This window comes from Rhodococcus sp. 7Tela_A2, assembly GCF_049311045.1.
Lineage (GTDB): Bacteria > Actinomycetota > Actinomycetes > Mycobacteriales > Mycobacteriaceae > Rhodococcus.
This window is the reverse complement of the sequence record NZ_JAXION010000031.1, coordinates 1-20,327: the sequence shown is the minus strand read 5'-3', so window position 1 is coordinate 20,327 and position 20,327 is coordinate 1. Positions and strand designations below refer to the sequence as shown.

The 20,327-nt window shown below is 67.9% G+C and carries 16 protein-coding genes; 6 read left to right on the top strand and 10 right to left on the bottom strand.

Going from position 1 to position 20,327, the window contains the following annotated elements:
* Positions 1-7 precede the first annotated feature (7 nt).
* Positions 8-1,942: a vWA domain-containing protein gene (locus TVH25_RS08315; RefSeq protein ID WP_169652564.1), complete on the bottom strand. Its 1,935-nt coding sequence runs from the start codon at positions 1,940-1,942 to the stop codon at positions 8-10.
* The gene (locus tag TVH25_RS08310; protein WP_169621444.1) at positions 1,942-3,327 is read right to left on the bottom strand and encodes an ATP-binding protein; all 1,386 of its coding nucleotides are present in this window, start codon (positions 3,325-3,327) and stop codon (positions 1,942-1,944) included. The genes TVH25_RS08315 and TVH25_RS08310 overlap by 1 nt, the downstream gene beginning before the upstream one ends.
* A 248-nt stretch (positions 3,328-3,575) precedes the next feature.
* Between TVH25_RS08310 and TVH25_RS08305 the strand changes: the two genes are divergently transcribed.
* The 3 genes from TVH25_RS08305 (at position 3,576) to TVH25_RS08295 (ending at position 5,735) form a co-directional block, all read left to right on the top strand.
* Complete coding sequence (locus tag TVH25_RS08305) at positions 3,576-4,301, top strand: GAF domain-containing protein (protein ID WP_422423807.1); 726 nt, start codon at positions 3,576-3,578, stop codon at positions 4,299-4,301.
* Positions 4,285-4,671 carry a hypothetical protein gene (locus tag TVH25_RS08300; protein ID WP_422423806.1) on the top strand — a complete coding sequence of 129 codons (387 nt, stop codon included), beginning with the start codon at positions 4,285-4,287 and terminating at the stop codon, positions 4,669-4,671. Before TVH25_RS08305 ends, TVH25_RS08300 begins: the two co-directional genes overlap by 17 nt.
* A 101-nt stretch (positions 4,672-4,772) precedes the next feature.
* Positions 4,773-5,735 (top strand): alpha/beta hydrolase, encoded by a 963-nt coding sequence (locus TVH25_RS08295; protein ID WP_169652565.1) that lies wholly within the window; start codon positions 4,773-4,775, stop codon positions 5,733-5,735.
* Between the two features lie 565 nt (positions 5,736-6,300).
* Here the strand turns inward: TVH25_RS08295 and purH are convergent.
* From purH to TVH25_RS08275, 4 genes are read right to left on the bottom strand one after another with little or no spacing between them, the layout of a single operon-like run.
* Positions 6,301-7,860, bottom strand: a complete 1,560-nt coding sequence (gene purH, locus TVH25_RS08290; RefSeq protein ID WP_169621440.1) for a bifunctional phosphoribosylaminoimidazolecarboxamide formyltransferase/IMP cyclohydrolase — start codon at positions 7,858-7,860, stop codon at positions 6,301-6,303.
* On the bottom strand, positions 7,847-8,494 hold the full coding sequence (gene purN, locus TVH25_RS08285; protein ID WP_206037059.1) for a phosphoribosylglycinamide formyltransferase: 648 nt from the start codon (positions 8,492-8,494) through the stop codon (positions 7,847-7,849). The genes purH and purN overlap by 14 nt, the downstream gene beginning before the upstream one ends.
* 54 nt (positions 8,495-8,548) lie before the next feature.
* Positions 8,549-10,078, bottom strand: a complete 1,530-nt coding sequence (locus TVH25_RS08280; RefSeq protein ID WP_169621438.1) for a DUF6350 family protein — start codon at positions 10,076-10,078, stop codon at positions 8,549-8,551.
* Positions 10,079-10,127: 49 nt separating this feature from the next.
* The gene (locus TVH25_RS08275; RefSeq protein ID WP_422423805.1) at positions 10,128-11,378 is read right to left on the bottom strand and encodes a DUF5336 domain-containing protein; all 1,251 of its coding nucleotides are present in this window, start codon (positions 11,376-11,378) and stop codon (positions 10,128-10,130) included.
* A 76-nt stretch (positions 11,379-11,454) separates the two neighbouring features.
* Between TVH25_RS08275 and TVH25_RS08270 the strand changes: the two genes are divergently transcribed.
* Positions 11,455-12,078, top strand: coding sequence for an IMPACT family protein (locus TVH25_RS08270; protein ID WP_169621436.1), 624 nt, complete (start codon positions 11,455-11,457; stop codon positions 12,076-12,078).
* A gap of 104 nt (positions 12,079-12,182) precedes the next feature.
* On the opposite strand, the gene sucD is transcribed toward TVH25_RS08270, so the two are convergent.
* Positions 12,183-13,085, bottom strand: coding sequence for a succinate--CoA ligase subunit alpha (gene sucD / locus TVH25_RS08265; protein WP_169621435.1), 903 nt, complete (start codon positions 13,083-13,085; stop codon positions 12,183-12,185).
* Between the two features lie 16 nt (positions 13,086-13,101).
* Positions 13,102-14,271, bottom strand: a complete 1,170-nt coding sequence (gene sucC / locus TVH25_RS08260; RefSeq protein WP_296549575.1) for an ADP-forming succinate--CoA ligase subunit beta — start codon at positions 14,269-14,271, stop codon at positions 13,102-13,104.
* Positions 14,272-14,736: 465 nt separating this feature from the next.
* Between sucC and TVH25_RS08255 the strand changes: the two genes are divergently transcribed.
* On the top strand, positions 14,737-15,699 hold the full coding sequence (locus TVH25_RS08255) for a M23 family metallopeptidase (RefSeq protein WP_169621433.1): 963 nt from the start codon (positions 14,737-14,739) through the stop codon (positions 15,697-15,699).
* 81 nt (positions 15,700-15,780) lie between these two features.
* On the opposite strand, the gene pcrA is transcribed toward TVH25_RS08255, so the two are convergent.
* Positions 15,781-18,144: a DNA helicase PcrA gene (pcrA, locus tag TVH25_RS08250; protein WP_422423804.1), complete on the bottom strand. Its 2,364-nt coding sequence runs from the start codon at positions 18,142-18,144 to the stop codon at positions 15,781-15,783.
* A 128-nt stretch (positions 18,145-18,272) separates the two neighbouring features.
* Between pcrA and TVH25_RS08245 the strand changes: the two genes are divergently transcribed.
* A complete protein-coding gene (locus TVH25_RS08245; RefSeq protein WP_240955119.1) occupies positions 18,273-18,581 on the top strand; it encodes a chorismate mutase in 309 nt (102 codons plus the stop codon).
* An 80-nt stretch (positions 18,582-18,661) separates the two neighbouring features.
* On the opposite strand, the gene TVH25_RS08240 is transcribed toward TVH25_RS08245, so the two are convergent.
* Entirely contained in the window at positions 18,662-20,113 is a 1,452-nt protein-coding gene (locus TVH25_RS08240) for an NAD-dependent succinate-semialdehyde dehydrogenase (protein ID WP_422423803.1), read from the bottom strand.
* Positions 20,114-20,327 lie beyond the last annotated feature (214 nt).

Genomic DNA, 20,327 nt, shown 5'->3' with positions numbered 1-20,327 from the left:
GGCCACGTCAGCGGCGGCGCATCCGCACGTAGTCGCCCACCACCGCCGCGCCGAGGCCGTCGAGGTCGGGTGCCACGACCCGTCCCCCCACCCGGCGGGCCATCCGGTCGACGATCCGGGCCAGTCCGGGATCGTCGCCGAGCCGGAAGATCGTCACCTGGGCGCCGATCTTGCCGAGATGGTCGAGTTCGCGCACGGTCAGGCCCAGAGTCCTGGCGCTCGGCGGATAATCGAACGCCGCGTACCCCTCGGGTTCGAGGTGGGCGGTGGGCTCGCCGTCGGTCACGACCAGCACGACGGGCTGCGCGTTCGGATGACGACGCAGGTGCCGGCCCGCGAGCATCAGCGCGTGATGAAGATTGGTCCCCTGCTCGTACACACCGTCGAGGCCCGCCAGTTCCGGTGCGGTGACCACGCGCGCATGCCGCCCGAACGCGATCAACTGCAGCGCGTCGCCCCGGAACCGAGTGGACACCAGGTGGTTCAGTGCCAGAGCGGTGCGCTTCATCGGCACCCAGCGTCCGTCCATGACCATCGAGAACGACGTGTCCACGAGCAATGCGACCGCCGCCTGAGCCCGCTGCTCGGTATCGACCACCTCGACATCGCTCACCGACATCCGGACCGGCACGCCGGGGCTGCGCAGCGTCGCGTTGGTGAGGGTGCGCACGACGTCCCACGGCTCGGTGTCGCCGAACTCCCAGGCCTTCGTCGCACCGGTGGGCTCCCCCATCGCCCCGGCGCGGCGCGATTCACGCTGACCCGTGCGGGACGATATCCGGTTCATCACGTCCCGCAGCGCGGTCTGCCCGAGCTGACGCATCGCCTTGGGCGAGAGCCGCCACTTGCCGTCCGCGCCGCGGTCGAAGAATCCCTCTTTCTGCAGTTCCTTCTCGAGATCGGCGAGTGTGCGAGCGTCGGCCACGGCCTGCGGACCGAGGTGGCGCTCGAGTTCGTCGAGATCGATGTCGTCGAGAGAAGCCCCGGCGTACTGCTGGGACAACTGCTCCGCGAGCCGGTCGAGTTCCGCGATCTCCTGGAGCGCCGAGGTCGCCTCACCGAGTCCCATCCCCTCGTCGCCACGCGTACGTTCGGATCCCGCCCAGTCCTCACCGGGCCGCGCGGCACGGAGATGTCCGTCGAGCCGGTCGAGCTGATTCGTCAACGACGGCGACCCGAACGCCTGCTGCGCGAGTGCGTCGAGTTCCTCCCGCTGTTCCGGCGTCAGCGAGTTCCGTAGCCGCTGCGCGGCGGCTGCCCGCTGCGCGAGCGAATCGAGCAGTTCCTCCACGTTCTGGGGATCGTCGGGAAAGAACTCGCCGTGCTCGGCCATGAACTGTTCGAAATCCTCGGGTGTGTCCTCCCCGCGCGCATGCTTGTCGAGGAGGTTGTTGAGGTCCTCGAGCATCTCGGAAATGCGCTGCCGGTCTTCCTCGGTGGCACCTTCCAGTGCCTGCTTCATTCCGGCGAACCGCTGGTCGAGCATTTCCCGGCCCAGCAGATCCCGGATCTTCTCGTAGTCCTGCCGCGCCTTGTCGCTGCGCCAGTCGTAGTCGGCGAGTTCCTGAACGGCTTGCGCTGTCGACGCCGGCAGTTCCTCGATCCGCATCTCGGCGAACCGGGCGTCGTCGTCGAGGGCGCGCGCGAGTTCCTTCCGTTCCTCGAGCACCGCCCGGTCGAGGAGTTCGCGCACCTCTCTCAGAGTGCCGTCGAGATCGGTGCGGTCGAGCAGTTCCCTCTTGCGCCGGTTGGCCTGCGCGGCAAGCTTGTCGAGTCCGCGCATGCTGCTGCTGCCGCGCCGCAGCAGTTCGCGCAGGGCGCGTTGCGGCGACGCCCCGCCGAGGACGTCGTCGCCGATCGCGGAGAGCGCGTCGCGCAGATCCACGGGTGGCGCGAGCGGGTCGCCCCCGTGGTACGGGCCGTACCTCGCGGAACGGTCCATCAGGAGTACACCGCCGCGCCGCGCGGGCCGGCGTCCTTTGCGATGCGCCGCGCCAGATACAGGCCCTCGAGTGCGAGTTCGATTGCGGCGGCGCGAGAGCCGCTGTCGGAAGCGCCGAGTCGTTCGGCGACCGTGTCGAGGACCGGCAGTTCGGGCAGCGCGTCGAGCAACGATTTCGCAGTGACGCGCTCGCCGGTGATCACCGGCTCACCCTGCTCGACCGCGGCGACGAGTGGGGCGAGATCGATCCCGGCCAGCCGCGTGCGCGCCGTGTCCGCGGTCGCACGACGCAGCAGGTGGTCAAGGATCTCGAATTCCCGTCCTTCCTCCCCTGATTCGAACTCCACCTTTCCGCGTAGTACCTCGACGACGGTGGCCAGGTCGACGGGCCGCGCCACGGGGTCGTCCTCACCGAGCACCGCGCCGCGGTGCACGGCAGCGGCCGCGACGGTTTCGGCGCCGGCCACGGCGAAGCGCGCGGAGACACCGGAGCGCTGGTCGACCGACGTCGACTCGCGCAGCAACCGCGTGAAGCGCGCGAGAATCTCGACGAGGAAATCGGGAACGCGGGCCTGCAGGTCGGCTTCCTGCTCGATCACCGCGACCTCGTCGTCGAGTTCCATGGGGTAATGGGTGCGGATCTCGGCACCGAACCGGTCCTTGAGCGGGGTGATGATCCGTCCGCGGTTGGTGTAGTCCTCCGGGTTCGCGCTCGCGACGAGCAGTACGTCCAGCGGGAGCCGGAGTGTGTAGCCGCGCACCTGGATGTCGCGCTCCTCCATGACGTTGAGCAACGACACCTGGATGCGCTCGGCGAGATCGGGAAGCTCGTTGATCGCGACGATTCCGCGGTGGGCGCGTGGGACCAGCCCGAAGTGGATCGTTTCGGGATCACCGAGGCTGCGTCCTTCCGCCACCTTCACCGGGTCCACGTCCCCGACGAGGTCGGCGACGGAGGTATCGGGAGTTGCCAGCTTCTCGGCGTAGCGCTCGCTGCGGTGTCGCCACGCGACCGGCAGATCGTCGCCGAGTTCGCCCGCGCGGCGGATCGAGACGGGCGTAATGGGTTCGTAGGGGTGCTCACCGAGTTCGGATCCCGCGATCACAGGGGTCCACTCGTCGAGCAGCAACGCGAGGGTACGCAGCAGGCGCGTCTTGCCCTGGCCTCGTTCGCCGAGAAGGACGACATCGTGACCGGCGAGCAGTGCCCGCTCGAGTTGGGGGACCACGGTCTCGTCGAATCCGACGATGCCGGGCCAGGGATCGGTGCCGTCGCGCAGCGCGGCGACGAGGTTCTGCCTCATCTCGTCCTTGACGGGACGATGTACGTGGCCGGAGGCGCGCAGCTCTCCGAGGGTGGACGGGCGCGGTGTGGGAGACGTCACCTCATCCAAGGTACGACCGTGCGGCGGTTTCGGCACCTGCAAGCCGAGGAACCTCTTCTTCCCGGACGACCTGGGCCGCCGGATCCGGTGGATCGTCGAGAAACCTGCCCGCTGTGCGTCGCCAGTAGGGGGATTCGCCTGCGGTGGTCGCGGTCTAGGCTGGCGGAAAGGCATCGCCACCGGGCCAGGCCGGACACCTCGGTTCGTCTCCGCGATGATGGGTAGTCCCACAGACGAAAGGGGGCCGCGTGGATGCGTTTCCGGACTCGACACCGGACGAGCTGACGGCTGTGTACGCCCGGATGTCCGGAGTGCTGCTGTCCGAACAGACCGTCGCCACAGCACTGCAATTGATCACCTCCCTGGCCGTGGACACCCTGCCCGGATCGATCGGATCCGGGGTCAGTGTCCGCGGTATCAACGGGGACGAGGTCACCTCCGCCGCGACCGATCGGATGGTCGAACGCGCCGACGCGTTGCAATACGAACTCGGCCAGGGACCGTGCCTCACCGCATGGCACGACGGGGTGATCGTGCGCGTCGACGACGTCGGCACCGATCCCCGGTGGCCGCTGTGGTCGGCACGGGTGGACTCGACCGGTATCCGGTCGGTGCTCAGCGCGCCGCTGGTCACCGCGGACCGGTCGTGGGGGGCGATCAAGGTGTATTCCGACCGCGCCGGGGCCTACGACGAGACCGAGGTCGGCCTGCTGCGGCGGTTCGCGGCCCAGGCCGCCATTCTGGTCGCCAACGTGCACACCTTCCGCAGTGCCGAACGGCTCAGCGACAACCTCAAGCGCGCGCTGCACACCCGGGATCTGATCGCCACCGCGAAGGGCATCGTGATGTTGCGCGAACAACTGGACCCCGATCAGGCCATGCGGTGGCTGATCGAGCAGTCCAGCCTGTCGGGAACCACCCTGGCAACCCTGGCAGAGACGCTCGTCGAGGCGGCCGGTGACGAAGCGGGGTGAGCAGGTGATGCGTCTGTTTCCGTCCGGCGAGGCGCATCGCCGGTTCCTCGAGGCGCTCGCCGCGACCGGGCTGACTCTCGACGAGTTGTGGTTGCGCTACTTCGCGCTCGGCGGGGATGCCGGCAAGGTCGAGATCGAGGCCTACCTCGACGGAATGGTGCCCTTGTCGGTTCTGCAGCACGACCTGCTCGCGCATGCCGTCAACGAGCGTCTCGCGGAGATCGCTCCACCGCGCGCGCCCTACGCGGAGGAACTGCCCGCCCCGGAGTCCGCGGACAACGACACAGCGTCCGGCCGTATCGACGGCACGGCGGCCGGTGCCGAGGACGGTGACAGCAGGGGGCCGGACGTCGACGACGACGCACCCTGACGCAGCCGGGGCGAGACCTCCGTTCGGCGGCACTCCGCAGGTACGCACCCATGAGGTGCCTGAATACGGAACGTCGGGGGCTCTTCTGATAGACACGGTGTATGTCGGACACCGAGATCACCTTTTCCAGCGGCGACGTGACCCTGCACGGCAGCGTCCGGGTACCCGTGTCGATGAGGAGGGGTGTGGTGCCCGGAGTGCTTCTGCTCGCCGGCAGCGGTCCCACCGACCGCAACGGTGACAGCGCCCTGCTTCCGGGGCCGATCGGCACGCTGCGCCACCTCGCCGACGTCCTCGAACGGCACGGCTTCGCCAGCCTGCGCTACGACAAGCTCGGCAGCGGCGTGACCGGCCTCGGACCGTACGACGTCGAGGACGTCGCCGATCTCGGGTTCTCCACGTTCATCGACGCCGCGTCCGCAGGTCTCGATTTCCTCGCAGGCCGGCGCGGTGTCGACGCGAACCGTCTCTACGTCGTCGGACACAGCGAAGGTGCGCTGATCGCCCTGGCGCTGGCGCAGGACAACCCGCGGATCAGGGGTATCGGTCTGATCGAACCCCTCGCGGTACGCCTGCTCGACCTGCTGACCGCCCAGATCGACGCCCAGCTCGACGCGGTGGTCGTCGCCCAGAAGCTCCCCGTGCAGATTGCCGACGAACTCCGGCTGGCGCTGACCGGAGCGGTCGAATCGCTGCGGGCCGACGGTACCCTCAGCGACCACCTGCCCGAACCCCTCCGCAACGCCGGGCTCGTTCCCGCGAACGCCAAGGCTCTCGCGGAGGAGGACGCGCTCGATCCTCGGATGCTCGCCGCCCAGGTCGACGGCGACCTGCCGGTGCTCTCGAGCGCATCGACCAAGGACATCCAGGTGCGTATCGAGGACGTGGACGCTCTCGACGACGCGCTCGTCCACACCCGCCTGACATCGCTGCGCATGACCCGCACCAACCACGTCCTCAAGGACATCGGGGACCAGCAGTCCACGGGCGCCGACTACATCGCCGACCTGCCCTTCTCGGAGGAGTTCACGTCCGGTTTCGAGGCGTGGCTGAAGAGTCTGTGACCGGGTCCGCGAAATAACAAATGTCGCTTTCACGTTATTGGTGTATGGTTTCCCGTTAACCCGCTGGTACGCCCGAGAAAGGTACGGTTCGATGCGATTCAAGCACATGCACGTCATCGGCTGTTCCGTACCTTTTGCGCACCTTCATTCCCACTTCGCCGCAAGGCCACCCCGAGAATAGAAGTCACACGACGACTCCCTTCTCGGGGGCCCCCCGCCCCCCCCCCCCGGGGTGCCCTTTCTTATCCCCACAGCTTCATTCCCCGACAGGAGAAACAACATCATGAAACTTCGCATCGAACCCGGCGGATCCGTCCCGTCGGACCTGCCCGGCGACCTGACCGGCCACGCCATCACGATCGATCTCAGCCGCGTCGGTGGCACCGAAAGCGGCGCCGCCGCAGCAGATCTGATCCGTGAACTGCTCGACCGGGGTGCCGCGCGCCTCGTCATCTCCGAGGGCCGCGGATCGCGCGGACCCGCGGCCGCCCCCGCCGCCGCCGCCCCCTCGCCCGCGGCCGGACCTGCCGGCCGGGGCGCGGGGGCCGGCGCCGTCCGGTATCTGTCAGTGGGCGAAGTGGCGGGCACCCGTCAGGTACAGGGTGATCCCGGCTTCACGCGCTGCCTCGATGACCTCGTTGTCGCGCACCGATCCGCCGGGCTGAACGACGGCCTTCACTCCGGCCTCGGTAAGCACTTGGAGGCCGTCCGCGAACGGGAAGAACGCGTCCGAGGCGGCGACGGAACCGACGACCCGGTCGCCCGCGCGTGCCACAGCCAGACGCGACGAATCGACGCGGTTGACCTGCCCCATGCCGACTCCGACGGTCGCGCCACCCGAGACCAGGAGAATCGCATTGGACTTGACGGCGCGCACCGTCCGCCACGCGAACTCGAGATCGCGCAGGGTGGCTTCGTCGGCGGCCTCGCCGCACGCGAGCTGCCAGTTGGCCGGTGCATCGCCCTCGGCATCGAGCGCGTCGCGTTCCTGAAGCAGGAGCCCGCCGGAAATCTGGCGCATCTCGATCTGCGAGGACGACGGCGAGTCGGCCCGCAGGATGCGGATGTTCTTCTTGCGGGAGAGCACCTCTACCGCACCGTCCGCATACGACGGCGCGATGACGACCTCGGTGAAGATCTCGGCGACCTGCTCGGCCATCTTCACGCTCACCTCACGGTTCGCGGCGATCACACCACCGAATGCCGACACCGGGTCGCATTCGTGGGCATTGCGGTGAGCGGTCGCGATGTCATCGGCGATCGCGATCCCACAGGGGTTGGCGTGCTTGATGATCGCGACGCACGGCTCGCGATGATCGTGCGCGGCGCGCCATGCGGCGTCGGCGTCCTGATAGTTGTTGTAGGACATTTCCTTGCCGTGGAACTGCTCGGCCTGAGCGAGTCCCGGCTCGCCCGACCCGTCCACGTAGAGGGCAGCCGCCTGGTGCGGGTTCTCGCCGTAGCGCAGCACATTCGCACGGGTCCACGTGGCGCCGGTCCAGGCGGGGAACTTCGCATCGTCGTCCGGAGCCGCGTAGCCACTGTTCATCCAGGTCGCCACCGCGACGTCGTAGGCCGCGGTGTGCTGGAACGCTTGCGCGGCAAGGCGCTTGCGCTGCTCGAGGGTGAAACCACCGGCCGCAACGGATTCGAGGACATCGCCGTATGCGGCGGGATCCACGACCACAGCCACCGACGGGTGGTTCTTCGCAGCGGCGCGCACCATGGACGGTCCGCCGATGTCGATCTGCTCGACGCACTCGTCGGGGCCGGCGCCGGAGGCAACCGTCTCCGTGAACGGGTAGAGGTTGACCACGACCAGTTCGAATGCCTCGATGCCCAGATCGGCGATCTGGTCGAGGTGGTCCTGCTTGCGGGTGTCCGCGAGGATGCCGGCGTGGACACGCGGGTGCAGCGTCTTCACGCGACCCTCGAGGCACTCCGGGAAGCCGGTGAGTTCCTCCACCTTCGTCACGGGCAGGCCCGCTCCGGCGATCGTCGCCGCGGTGGAGCCGGTCGAGACCAGCTCGACCCCCGCGTCGTGGAGTCCTGTCGCCAGTTCGACGAGTCCGCTCTTGTCGTACACGCTGACCAGCGCGCGGCGCACAGTCTTACGTTCGGTCACCGGGGATCACGGCCTTTCGTCCATCGGAAACAACTCCACGGGTCGCGACGGCGGCGACCACCTCTGCCAACAGCCGTCGCTCCACAACTTTGATTCGTTCGTGCAGGCTCGCCACGTCGTCGTCCTCGAGGACGGGCACCGCCTCCTGCGCGAGCACCGGGCCGGTGTCGACTCCGCCGTCGACGAGGTGCACGGTCGAACCGGTGACCTTCACGCCGTACGCGAGCGCATCGGGCACTGCGTGTGCGCCGGGGAACGACGGCAGCAATGCCGGGTGGGTATTGATGATGCGTCCACCGAAACGGTCGAGGAACGCCGGTCCCAGGATCTTCATGAATCCGGCGGTGACCACGAGATCGGGCTCGAATTCGGCGACGGCCTCGGTGAGTGCGCGATCCCAGGCAGCCCTGTCCGGATGCTCGCGCAGGGACACCCGGAACACAGGGATACCGGCTGCCGCCGAGTGCTCTTCGGCCGGGCACTCGCGGTCGACACCGACAGCGACGATGCGTGCGGGGTAGTCGTCGTCACGCGCCTGCTCGAGCAGTGATGCCAACAGGCTTCCCGTCCCGGACGCGAGTACGACGAGCCGCGCCGGTGCGGTGGGCGGCAACTGGTCACGCGAGGCAGTCAGGGCACTACTCCTGGAACTCGAGGGGGTCGGCCGACGAACCGGCCGTGTCAAAGCCTAGTCGGCGCCCTTCTTGCCCTTGCCCTTGCCCTCCGTGTCCGACTCCGCCTCCGACTCGGCGTCCGCCACGGCTTCTCGGCTTTCGTCCTCCCCGGACTCGTCCTCCCCGGACTCGTCCTCCGCAGACACGCCCTCCGACGTCTCGTCGGTGCGGGAGTCGGAGTCCGGGTCCGCGTCGTGATCGGAATCCTCGGCCGCGTCGCTGCGCTCCGCTGCCTCGTCATCCTCCCTCAGCTCGTCGTCGATCGGGTCATCGTCCAACTGCTCGTCGTCTGTCTGCTCGTGGTAGTCCTCACGCAGGACTGCGGCGGCCAGGCGACCCTCGCGCCACATGAGCAACTGGGCGACGATGAGCCCGAGCAGTCCTGCCCACGCGAACAGGAGCACGCCGGCGAGCCACCATCTGGCCCCGACGACCCCGAAGATTCCCAGTGGGCCACCTGCCGCCCAGGTGATGCCTGCGGTGACCAGCCCGGCGAACCCTGCCGCGGCCAGAACCGTCCGAGCAGCGTCGAGGCTTCCCACCGGCGCCCCGTCGGCCTGCGCCTGGAGCGTGCGCTGCGCGGCAAACCGGCCGAGCAGAGCACCGACTGTGGCCGGCACAGCAAGCAGTACCGGCCACAGTGCGTGCGCCGGTCCCGCCGGGATCGCCGCGAGGATCGGGAGAGCAGGCAGATCGCCCCCCGACGCCTCGAACAAGCTCAACCGCACCTGCCCGAACTGTGCGGTGCTCCCGGCCAGCACCGCGGACGCACCGATCACCAGATTCGGCAGGTACAGGATCGACAGGACGGTGAGACCGAGGACGCCCGTCCAGGTTTCACCGCGTGCCAGCAGGTCGCCCAGTGTGGTCCACGACCACAGCAGTCCCGCGACGACGAGGACGCCGCCGACCGCGAACATGCCGAGCACCGCCCTCGCCGCGGGGCGGACCGACAGCACGAGCCATTCCGGCACCGCGTACCGGAGGACCAGCGGCCGCCACAGACGTGAGCCGATTCCGAGCAACGCGGCGAGCAGGTACAGGCCCGTCACCCACGCCAGAGCCGCAGCGGGGTTCGGCGACGCGACAGGAAGAACACCCGCCGCGTCCTGCATCACGACGAGCGCGACGACCGTGACGGTCAGCGGGCCGGCCAGTGTTGCCGCGGTGATGCGTGCGGCGTCGGGGCCTTCGAGTTGGTACCCGGTGTAGTCCATGACGGCGTCTGCCGCCGAGGCGGCCCCTCGCGCCGACAACCACACCAGGACCGCTGTGGGCAACAGGGGAAGCACACCGAGCGAGGTGCCGTCGATCGTGAGGGTCACCTGGTGCAGCGCGAGCCAGGTACCCGCGATGGCGGCGTAGATCCCCGCCAGGTCGCTGTTCGCGAGCACCATGGTGGTCACCACGATCGTGGCGACCACCGCGAGCGTCACCGCGGGAAGACGTGCCGCGGTACCGACCAGGATTCGGAACCGCTCCGGATCGAGGTGGCCGTCCTCGGGTGGAGTGTGCCGGGTCGACCGGCCGAGCGTGGAAGTCATCGAGTCGAGGGTGTCACCGACGTGTCGCGGAGGGTGTCAGGCGCGCCGATCACCGTTGGTCACCCGGTGAGCGGAACGCCTGGGTGGGGGCGGGCTCGCCGGGAGCGGAACCCTCGTTGTCTTCGGCGCGGTTCACGACGGCGCGCTCGGCATCGGACTCGGGCGCCGACGACGCATCCTCCTGCTCCGGGCGGCCCGGCGACTGCTGCGCGTCCGTGTGCTCCGACTCGGACCGGTCGTACTCGCCGCCGGTGTTCACCGCGGAATGCGACTGGGCGGCCTGGTCGGGCCCGCCGTACTGAGCGGGAGTGAAGCGCTGTGTGCGTTCCTGGTCGGTGCCCCCGTGTTCGCCCGAGTGCTGCTGGCCGAACTGCCCACCGTGCTGCTGTGCGCCCGCAAAAGGCTGGTCGCCCGGCTGCTGTCCGGCGGGGTACTGCGACTCCGGCGACGGCGACGCGGAGGAAGACGACCCACCGGGGTACTGCTGGCTACCGGAGTGCTGGCTACCGGACTGCTCGGGTTGCCGGCCGGAGGCGGGCTGGCCCGGGTACTGCTGCGCCCCACCGTACTGCTGGCCCCCGTACTGACCGCCGTACTGCTGGCCCCCGTACTGCTGGGCATCGAACTGCTGACCCGGGAACTGCTGAGCACCGAACTGCTGACCGGGATACTGCTGAGCTCCGGCGGCCTGCCCGCCGTACTGCTGCTGGCCGCCGTACTGCTGCTGGCCTGTGTACTGCTGCCCGCCGTACTGCTGGGCACCGAACTGCTGTCCCGGGTACTGCTGGGCACCGAACTGTCCGACACCCTGCTGCGCCGAACCCTGCTGCGGCGAACCCTGCGGATAGCCTTGTGCGCCACCGCTCTGCCGTGCCGAGCGTCCGGGCACCAGAATGCCCAGTCCGAACAGCAGAGTGACGACGGCGAGCGCGGCCTGCACGAAGCCGAAGACGAGGATCGTGACTCCGCCCCAGGCGATTCCCGTGTCTTCCGGCAGATGGAACAACTGGAAGAGCGAGGTCACGAAGCCGACTCCCGACGCGACCACTGCCACTGCCCGCAGGTCCTGGCCGGGCAGCAACGAGAGCGCTGCGCTGACGCCACCGAGCAACAGGAAAGCGAGGGGCACGACGGCGAATCCGAAATCGAACGACGACAGTGCGACGCGGGAACCGAACGTGATGCTCACATACGGCGCGAGACCGAGTAGAAAGTTCACGACACCGAGCGCGGCGACCACAAGTGGCAGCAGCAGCGGCACCACCTTGCTCGGGGTGGATTGCCCTGCGGGGAAATTCATCGGTCCTCCTGCTGTCGGTTCGGCTGTCGTCCGTCTCCTGCGTACCAGCCTAGGCACGACCCGCGAGAATGGGGCCATGCCGCACACTTTTGCCCCGGGCCCGGATGTCGTCGTGGAAACCGAGGTCAAACGTTCGCGATTTCTCGCCGCACTCCGGCGTGTCGAATCACCGGAGTCGGCGCTGGCCTTCGTCGAGGAACAACGGCGACTGTATCCCGATGCACGCCACCACTGCTGGGCGTTCGTCGTCGGCGACGAGCATGCGACGCGGGCCGAGCGGTCGAGCGACGACGGCGAACCGGGCGGAACCGCAGGTATCCCGATGTTGCAGGTCCTGCATCACCGCGATCTCGTGAACGTCGCTGTGGTGGTGACGCGGTGGTTCGGCGGCATCAAGCTGGGTGCGGGCGGACTCGTGCGCGCGTACTCGGGAGCGGTCACGACCGCGCTCGACTCGGCGCGCGTGGTCACGCGGGTCCGCCGGGAGCTGTTCGAACTCGGGGTCGACCATGCCGACGCCGGTCGCGTGGAAGCCGAGCTGAGACAGCGCGGGGTCAGCGTGCTCGGCGTCGCGTACGGCGAGCGTGCGGTACTGACCGTCGCGACGTCCGACCCGGTCGTTCTCACGGCGACGGTCGCGTCGGTCACGTCCGGTTCGGGTGACCTCACGCCGGTGGGGCACCAGTGGATCGACGAGTAGGCACCGAAAGCACACTGCCCCCGAAACACGCCTGCCCTCGAAAACACACTGCCCGTGTGTGTTCCGTCGGGAATACACACGGGCAGAGGTCGAACGGTGCGAAATTACAGCGACTGCAGGATTTCGCGCGCGAGAGCGGCGGTCTCGGACGGCGTCTTGCCGACCTTGACGCCGGCGGCCTCGAGGGCGTCCTTCTTGGCCTGGGCGGTGCCCGAGGAACCGGAGACGATGGCGCCGGCGTGGCCCATGGTCTTGCCCTCGGGTGCGGTGAAGCCCGCGACGTAGCCGACGACCGGCTTGGTCACATTGGCCTTGATGTAATCGGCTGCGCGCTCCTCGGCGTCGCCGCCGATCTCGCCGATCATCACGATGACCTTGGTCTCGGGATCCTTCTCGAACGCAGCGATCGCGTCGATGTGGGTGGTGCCGATGACCGGGTCGCCGCCGATGCCGATGGCGGTCGAGAAACCGTACTCACGGAGTTCGAACATCATCTGGTAGGTCAGGGTGCCCGACTTCGACACCAGACCGACCGGACCCTTGCCGGCGATATTCGCCGGGGTGATGCCGACCAGCGCCTCACCGGGGGTGATGATGCCGGGGCAGTTGGGGCCGATGATCCGGGTCTTCTCGCCCTTGTCGACGTTGTAGGCCCACGCGTACGCGGAGTCCTGCACCGGGATGCCCTCGGTGATGACGACCAGCAGCGGGATCTCGGCGTCGATGGCCTCGACGATGGCGTCCTTCGCGAAGGCCGGCGGAACGAACGCGATGGAGACGTCCGCGCCGGTCTCCTTCATGGCCTCGGCGACGGTGCCGTAGACCGGCAGTTCGACGGCGTTGCCGTCCTTGTCGGTGTGCGAGACCGTGGTGCCGGCCTTGCGGGCGTTGACGCCGCCGACAACCTGGGTGCCGGCCTTGAGCATGAGAGCGGTGTGCTTGGTGCCCTCGCCGCCGGTGATGCCCTGGACGATGACCTTGGAATCCTTGGTAAGGAAGATTGCCATTGTTCTGTGTGTCCCTTTACTTCGCTGCGAAGGCGAGCTCGGCAGCCTTGTCGGCAGCCTCGTCCATGGTGGCGACGACCGTGACCAGCGGGTGGTTGGCCTCGGAGAGGATGCGGCGACCCTCCTCGACGTTGTTGCCGTCGAGGCGGACGACCAGCGGCTTGTTGGCCTCGTCGCCCAGCGTCTCGAGCGCGCCGACGATGCCGTTTGCCACGGCGTCACATGCGGTGATGCCACCGAAGACGTTGACGAACACGCTCTTGACCTGCTCGTCGTTGAGGATCACGTCCAGGCCGGCGGCCATGACGGCAGCCGAAGCGCCGCCACCGATATCGAGGAAGTTGGCGGGCTTGACTCCGCCGTGCTTCTCACCTGCGTAGGCAACGACGTCGAGAGTGGACATCACGAGTCCTGCGCCGTTACCGATGATGCCGACCTCGCCGTCGAGCTTGACGTAGTTGAGGTCGTTCTCCTTGGCCTTGAGCTCGAGCGGATCGGTGGCGTCCCGATCCTCGAATGCCTCGTGGCCGGGCTGACGGAACGCGGCGTTCTCGTCCAGCGTCACCTTGCCGTCGAGAGCCAGAATCTGGTCGTCCGGGGTGCGGACGAGCGGGTTCACCTCGACGAGGAGCGCGTCCTCCTTGATGAACACCTCCCACAGCTTCTGGATGGTGTTGGCGGCGGCATCGAGCACCTCTGCGGGCAGCTTGCCGGCCTCGGCGATCTCGCGGGCGAAGGCCAGGTCGACGCCCTTGACCGCGTCCACCGGGATCTTCGCGAGGGCGTCCGGGTTCTCCTCGGCGGTGACCTCGATCTCGACGCCACCCTCCACGGAGCACATCGCCAGGTAGGTGCGGTTGGTGCGGTCGAGCAGGAAGGAGATGTAGTACTCCTCGGCGATGTCACTCGCCTCTGCGACCAGCAGCTTCTTCACGACGTGGCCCTTGATGTCGAGGCCCAGGATCGCCTCGGCGTTGGCCACGGCGGCATCGACGTCGGCGGAGTACTTCACGCCGCCCGCCTTGCCACGGCCGCCGACCTTGACCTGCGCCTTGACCATCACGGGCTTGCCGATTTCCTCGGCGATCTCGCGGGCTCCGGCGACCGTGTCTGTAACACGTCCAGCCGACGTCGGCACGTCATGCTTGGCGAAAAGTTCCTTCGCCTGGTATTCGAAGAGATCCATCTGCTCACCGTCTCGTCTGCGTTCACGCCCGCTCGGGGGTATTGAGCGGGCCGGTTCGGACTCTAGTTACATGGACGCCCTGCGAAACGTCCGCGCTCCGGGCATGTGGCGCATGTCACGGATCCTGGACGCCGAGGGTTAGCTCACGGGTTTCCTCCCGGAATGTGAGAACGCCGCAACCAAGAGGAGCACCATCCCCAGGATGACAGGCGCCGCTCACGCGGCCGCGACCGGCTCCCCCGAGGCCGCCCGGTAGTCGGCCCCCGATTGCTCCGAGACTCTTTCGCAATGCAAAAGTCATTGGATGTTTCATCCCGTGACATTCGGCCCATTCCCCGCTTTTCCCAGCACATAACTGTGATGCCGCTCACATAAGGGCTTTGGTTTGCGTTATAGGTTGCCCTGCTTGCGATCGTTTCGTTACCGTCGCTCAGGTCAAGTAACGATGAGGTCACGAAACGGAGGATGGCGATGCGCCCAGGCAGCCCGATTGCCGAAAGCCACGCCCGCCGGCCCGAAACGGCACCGGACGACTGGAACGCTTGGACCACAGCGACCATAGATTTCCGCACGACGGGCCTCGCCTCCGAGCCGACCTATTACGTCGACGCTCCCACCTCGGATTCCGCCGAATCTTCCGACACCGTCTCTCCTGTTCGCCGCAGCGGAGCGCACCGGGTGCCCACTCCCCCGACCGCGCTCAAGGGCCGTGCCGCGGTGTTCGCCGTCGCCGCCGGCGCAGTCGTCGCAGCGGGTCAGGCAGCGACCAACGGTGGCCCCGGCCAGAACGCCGACCACAGCCAGGTCGCACTCGCCGCAGACACCAGCGACTCCTCGGTCATCACGGCCACCGCGGTGCCGCAGGCAGCGCAGTTCACTTCCGACAGCACCGGTGCGGCACCCTCGCAGGCGCCCCAGGTGCTCAACATCGCCGACCCCAACGACCTGTCGCAGTTCTCCAACCTCCTCGCCAAGGGCGAACGCTTCAGCGAGGAGCGAGCGGCACGCGAGGCAGCGGCCCGACGGCCCCTGTTCGTCCTTCCCGCTGCGGGCGCGTTCACCTCGAACTTCGGTGCTCGCTGGGGCACTCTCCATGCCGGCATCGACATCGCCGGCCCGATCGGCACCCCGATCCTCGCGGTCGCCGACGGTGAAGTCATCGATTCCGGTCCCGCGTCGGGTTTCGGTATGTGGATCCGGTTGCTCCATGCCGACGGCACGGTCACCGTGTACGGGCACATCGATCAGTCCATGGTCAGCGTGGGACAGCAGGTCCTGGCCGGCGACCAGATCGCCACCATGGGCAACCGCGGATTCTCCACCGGTCCGCACCTCCACTTCGAGGTGCACCTCAACGGCGTCGACAAGATCGACCCGGTGCCGTGGCTCGCCACCCGGGGCATCGCCCCCGGCAGCAACCGCGTCTGACGAACTCCCACATCGCGCGCCCTTCCGCCGCGATACCGGTCGCCTCGCGACAGCCCGCGCGGGCAACCGCGGTGCGGGCGCCTAGAGCTTGATCATCGGCACGCCGCCGACCAGCATCAGCCGGACCTTACCGGCACTTCCGAAGTCGATGACGACCGTCGCGGTGGGCCCACTGCCCTTCGTCTCCAGAACCGTGCCCAGCCCGTACTTGTCGTGGCTGACGCGGTCGCCGACGGCGAGCACGAGGTGATTGTTTCGCCCGCGCGGCGCCCCGAAACTCGGCGAGGACGAACGCTCCTCCCTCGCACCGAACCGCGATCCCGTGCCCGAGCCGATGGCATGTCCGCGCCCCGGCCCCGGATCTGTCCGCTTCCATTCGACGAGGTGCTGCGGAATCTCCTGCAGGAAACGAGATTCCGGATTCGTGACGGGTTGTCCCCACGACGAGCGCAGCACTGCGCGGCTGACGTACAGACGACGGCGCGCTCGCGTGATGCCGACGTAAGCCAGACGCCGCTCTTCGGACAACTCGGCAGGATCACCGAGCGCACGCATGTGCGGGAACTGCCCGTCTTCCCAGCCCGTCACGAACACGACGGGGAACTCGAGTCCCTTGGCGGTGTGCAGCGTCATCAACGTGACGACACCGTCCTGGTTTTCGGGGATCTGGTCGGCGTCGGCGACGAGTGAGACCTTCTCCAGGAACGCCGCCAGCGAACCGGGATCCGGGTCGCCGTCTTCACGTCCCACATCTTCGATACCCGCGGCATTGCGCACGTCGGCGCTGAATTCCCGTGCGACACTGACGAGTTCATTGAGGTTGTCGAGCCGGGCGCCGTCCTGCGGATCGTCGCTCGCGGCGAGTTCGGCGCTGTACCCGGTGCGTTCGAGAATCGCCTCGACCACGTCGCCGATGTCGACCGTGTCGTTGCCGTCGGCGTCGGAGACCACCAGCATCGCCCGCAGTTCGTCGAGAATCCCCACGAATCCGGCGATCGCCTTCTGCGCACGAGTGTTCAGCAGGGCAACTTTGCCCTCGGCCGCATCCCGCAGCGCCTGACCGAACCCGATGCCGAGACGCTCGGCATGCACCGCCACGCAGGCCTCGGCCCGGTCGCCGATGCCGCGTCGAGGCGTGTTGAGGATCCGGCGCAGGCTCACGGTGTCCTCGGGGTTCTCGAGGACCTTGAGGTACGCGACGATGTCGCGCACTTCCTTGCGCTCGTAGAACCGGACCCCGCCGACGACCTTGTACGGCACGCCGTGACGGATGAACACGTCCTCGAAGGCCCTGGACGCGTTGTTGGTGCGGTAGAACACCGCGATATCGGAGAACTTGATGCCCTCGTCGACGAGACGGTCGATCTCCGCCGCGACGAACCGCGCCTCGTCGTGCTCGTTGTCGGCCACGTACCCGACCACGAGATCGCCCTCACCGGAATCGGTCCACAACCGCTTCTCGCGACGACCGGTGTTGCGGGAGATCACCGCGTTCGCCGCGGACAGGATGTTCTGGGTGGACCGGTAGTTCTGCTCGAGCAGGATCGTGCGCGCCTGGGGATAGTCGCGTTCGAACTCCTCGATGTTGCGGGTGGTCGCGCCGCGGAAGGCGTAGATCGACTGGTCGGCGTCGCCGACCACGCACAGTTCGCTCGGCTCGACGGTGGAGTCGTCGTCGGGGTCGCCCACCAGGGTGCGGACCAGCACGTACTGGGCGTGGTTCGTGTCCTGGTACTCGTCGACCAGCACGTGCCGGAAGCGCCGGCGGTAGTACTCGGCGATGTCCGGGTGAGCCTGCAGCAACGCGACGGTCTCGCCGATCAGGTCGTCGAAGTCGAAAGCGTTCGCGGCACGGAGGCGCTGCTGATACAGCGCGTACACGCGCGCGACGATCCGTTCCAGATCGCTGGCGTCGGCACCGACGGCGGCCGCTGCCTCTTCCGGGCCGATCAGTTCGTTCTTCAGATTGGAGATCTGGGTGGAGAGCAGCCGCGGAGAGTACTTCTTGATATCGAGTTCGAGGTCTTTCGCGATCATCGTCAGCAACCGGCGCGAATCGTCGGCGTCGTAGATCGTGAAGTTGGAGTTCATGCCGGGCAGGAGACTCGCCTGGGCCCGCAGGATCCGGACGCAACTCGAGTGGAAGGTCGACACCCACATCGACAGGGCACGTGGCCCGACCAGAGCGGCCACGCGCTCGCGCATCTCTGCGGCTGCTTTGTTGGTGAACGTGATGGCGAGCACCTGACCGGGTGCGACACCTCGCTCGCCCAGCAGGTAGGCGATCCGCCGCGTGAGCACTGCCGTCTTGCCCGAGCCCGCACCCGCCACGATGAGCAGCGGCCCACCTTCGTGCGTGACCGCTTCCCGCTGTTGTGGATTGAGTCCCTCGAGGAGAGCGTCCGAATCGGGGGTCGTGTGGGCGGGAGCAACGGGAGTGTTCATCGTTCTACCAAACTACCGGACGCGTACGACAGCGAATCCCCGACTTGGCCGCGGATTGACACGGTGGCAAACTGGACGTTATGTCATGCGCCCTTCACCGGTCGGACGGCCAGCGCTGACGCGAGGAGATGACATTGAACGCCAACACCGACGCTGCTCTTTCCGGCGAAACCGCCGACGCAGTGCCCACCACCGAGGCCGAGATCGACGAACTCCGCAAGGAGATCGATCGCCTCGACGCCGAGATCCTCGCGGCCGTCAAGCGCCGCACCGAGGTCTCGCGCATCATCGGCCGGACCCGGATGGCGTCCGGCGGCACGAGGCTCGTGCACAGCCGCGAGATGAAGGTGCTCGAGCGTTTCAGCGAACTGGGCCAGGAAGGCCACACCCTCGCGATGCTGCTGCTGCGCCTCGGCCGCGGTCGCCTCGGCCACTAGCCCACGGCCAGTGCCGGCCTGAATACTGCGCCGGCCTGAACACTGCCGGTCCGTGGGCGTAGCGGCCGGGCTCCCTCCCGTTACCGGAGCGCGATGTATTTCGTCTCGAGGTATTCCTCGATACCTTCGGTCCCGCCTTCGCGGCCGATGCCGGACGCCTTGATCCCGCCGAACGGTGCGGCGACATCCGACACCACTCCCCGGTTGACGCCGACGATGCCCGATTCCAGTGCATCCGACACCCGGAGCGCCCGATCCAGATCGTGCGTGAAGATGTACGCCGCCAGCCCGTACTCGGTGTCGTTGGCTGCGGTGACGGCCTCGTCCTCCGTGTCGAAACCGGTGACGGCGGCGACCGGCCCGAAGACCTCTTCCCGCAGGATGCGAGCAGTACGCGGCACGTCGTCGAGCACCGTGGCCGGATAGAACCAGCCCGGGCCCTCCGGGGTCTCCCCGCCGAGTCGCACCGTCGCGCCTCCCGCAACCGCGTCTTCGACCAGTTCGATCACCGTCTTCTTCTGGTTCTCGTTGATCAGCGGCCCGAGGGTCGTGTCGGGATCGGTCCCCGGCCCTTGCTTGTACGACGCCATGCGTTCGGTGAGCTTGGTGACGAATTCCTCCCGGACGGAGTTCGCGACGTGGAACCTGTTCGCGGCCGTGCACGCCTCACCGCCGTTCCGCAGTTTGGCCGCAACCGCACCCTCGACCGCTTCGTCGAGGTCGGCGTCGTCGAACACGACGAACGGCGCGTTTCCGCCGAGTTCCAGGGAGGTGCGCAGGAGCGACCGGCCGGCGGTCTGCGCGAGCGACCGTCCTACCGCCGTCGATCCGGTGAAGGTGAGTTTGCGCAGCCGCGGATCCTCGAGCAGGGGGCCGGTCACATCCCCGGCGTGGGACGTCGGCAGCACCGACAACACGCCTGCGGGCAGACCGGCTTCGGCGAAGAACTGGGCAAGCATCAGCAGGGTCAGCGGCGTCTCCGACGCAGGCTTGACGAGCATCGTGCACCCCGCGGCCAGAGCGGGGGCGATCTTGCGGGTACCCATCGCGAGAGGGAAGTTCCACGGCGTGATCGCAAGGCACGGGCCGACCGGTTGCTTCGTGACGAGAATGCGGCCGTTGCCCGCCGGGGCGGGGGTGTAGCGGCCGGCGATCCGCACTGCTTCCTCGGAGAACCATCGCAGGAACTCGGTGCCGTACGCGACTTCGGACCTGCTCTCGGGCAATGCTTTACCCATTTCGAGGGTCATGAGCAGCGCGACGTCGTCGGCGCGTTCGCTGATCTTCGCCCACACCGCGCGAAGAAGTTCTGCTCGCTCACGCGGAGGCGTCGCGGCCCAGTCGCGGCCTGCGGTCACCGCAGCATCCAGGGCGCGCATGGCGTCGTCGGGAGTGGCGTCGGCCACCTCGGCCAGAACGTCACCCGTGGCGGGGTTGTGGACGGGAAAGGTCGCTCGATTTCCGGCAGGCACCCACTCGCCACCGAGAAAGAGGTCGGTGGGCACGGACCGGATCAGTTCTGATGTGTCCATGAATCCCATCATGCGCGTCCCGCGCCGCGGAGGGTGCAAACCCGGCGGTTCGGGGAGGTGGACACTACTGTCGATCGCATGAGCGACGTGACCCGATCCACCCCGTGGCAGAAGTTGGTCGATCATCGCGCGGAGGTCGAGGGGATGCATCTGCGGGAGATGTTCGCCGCCGATCCCGGCCGCGCCGACGCGATGACCGCTGCCGCCGGGGATC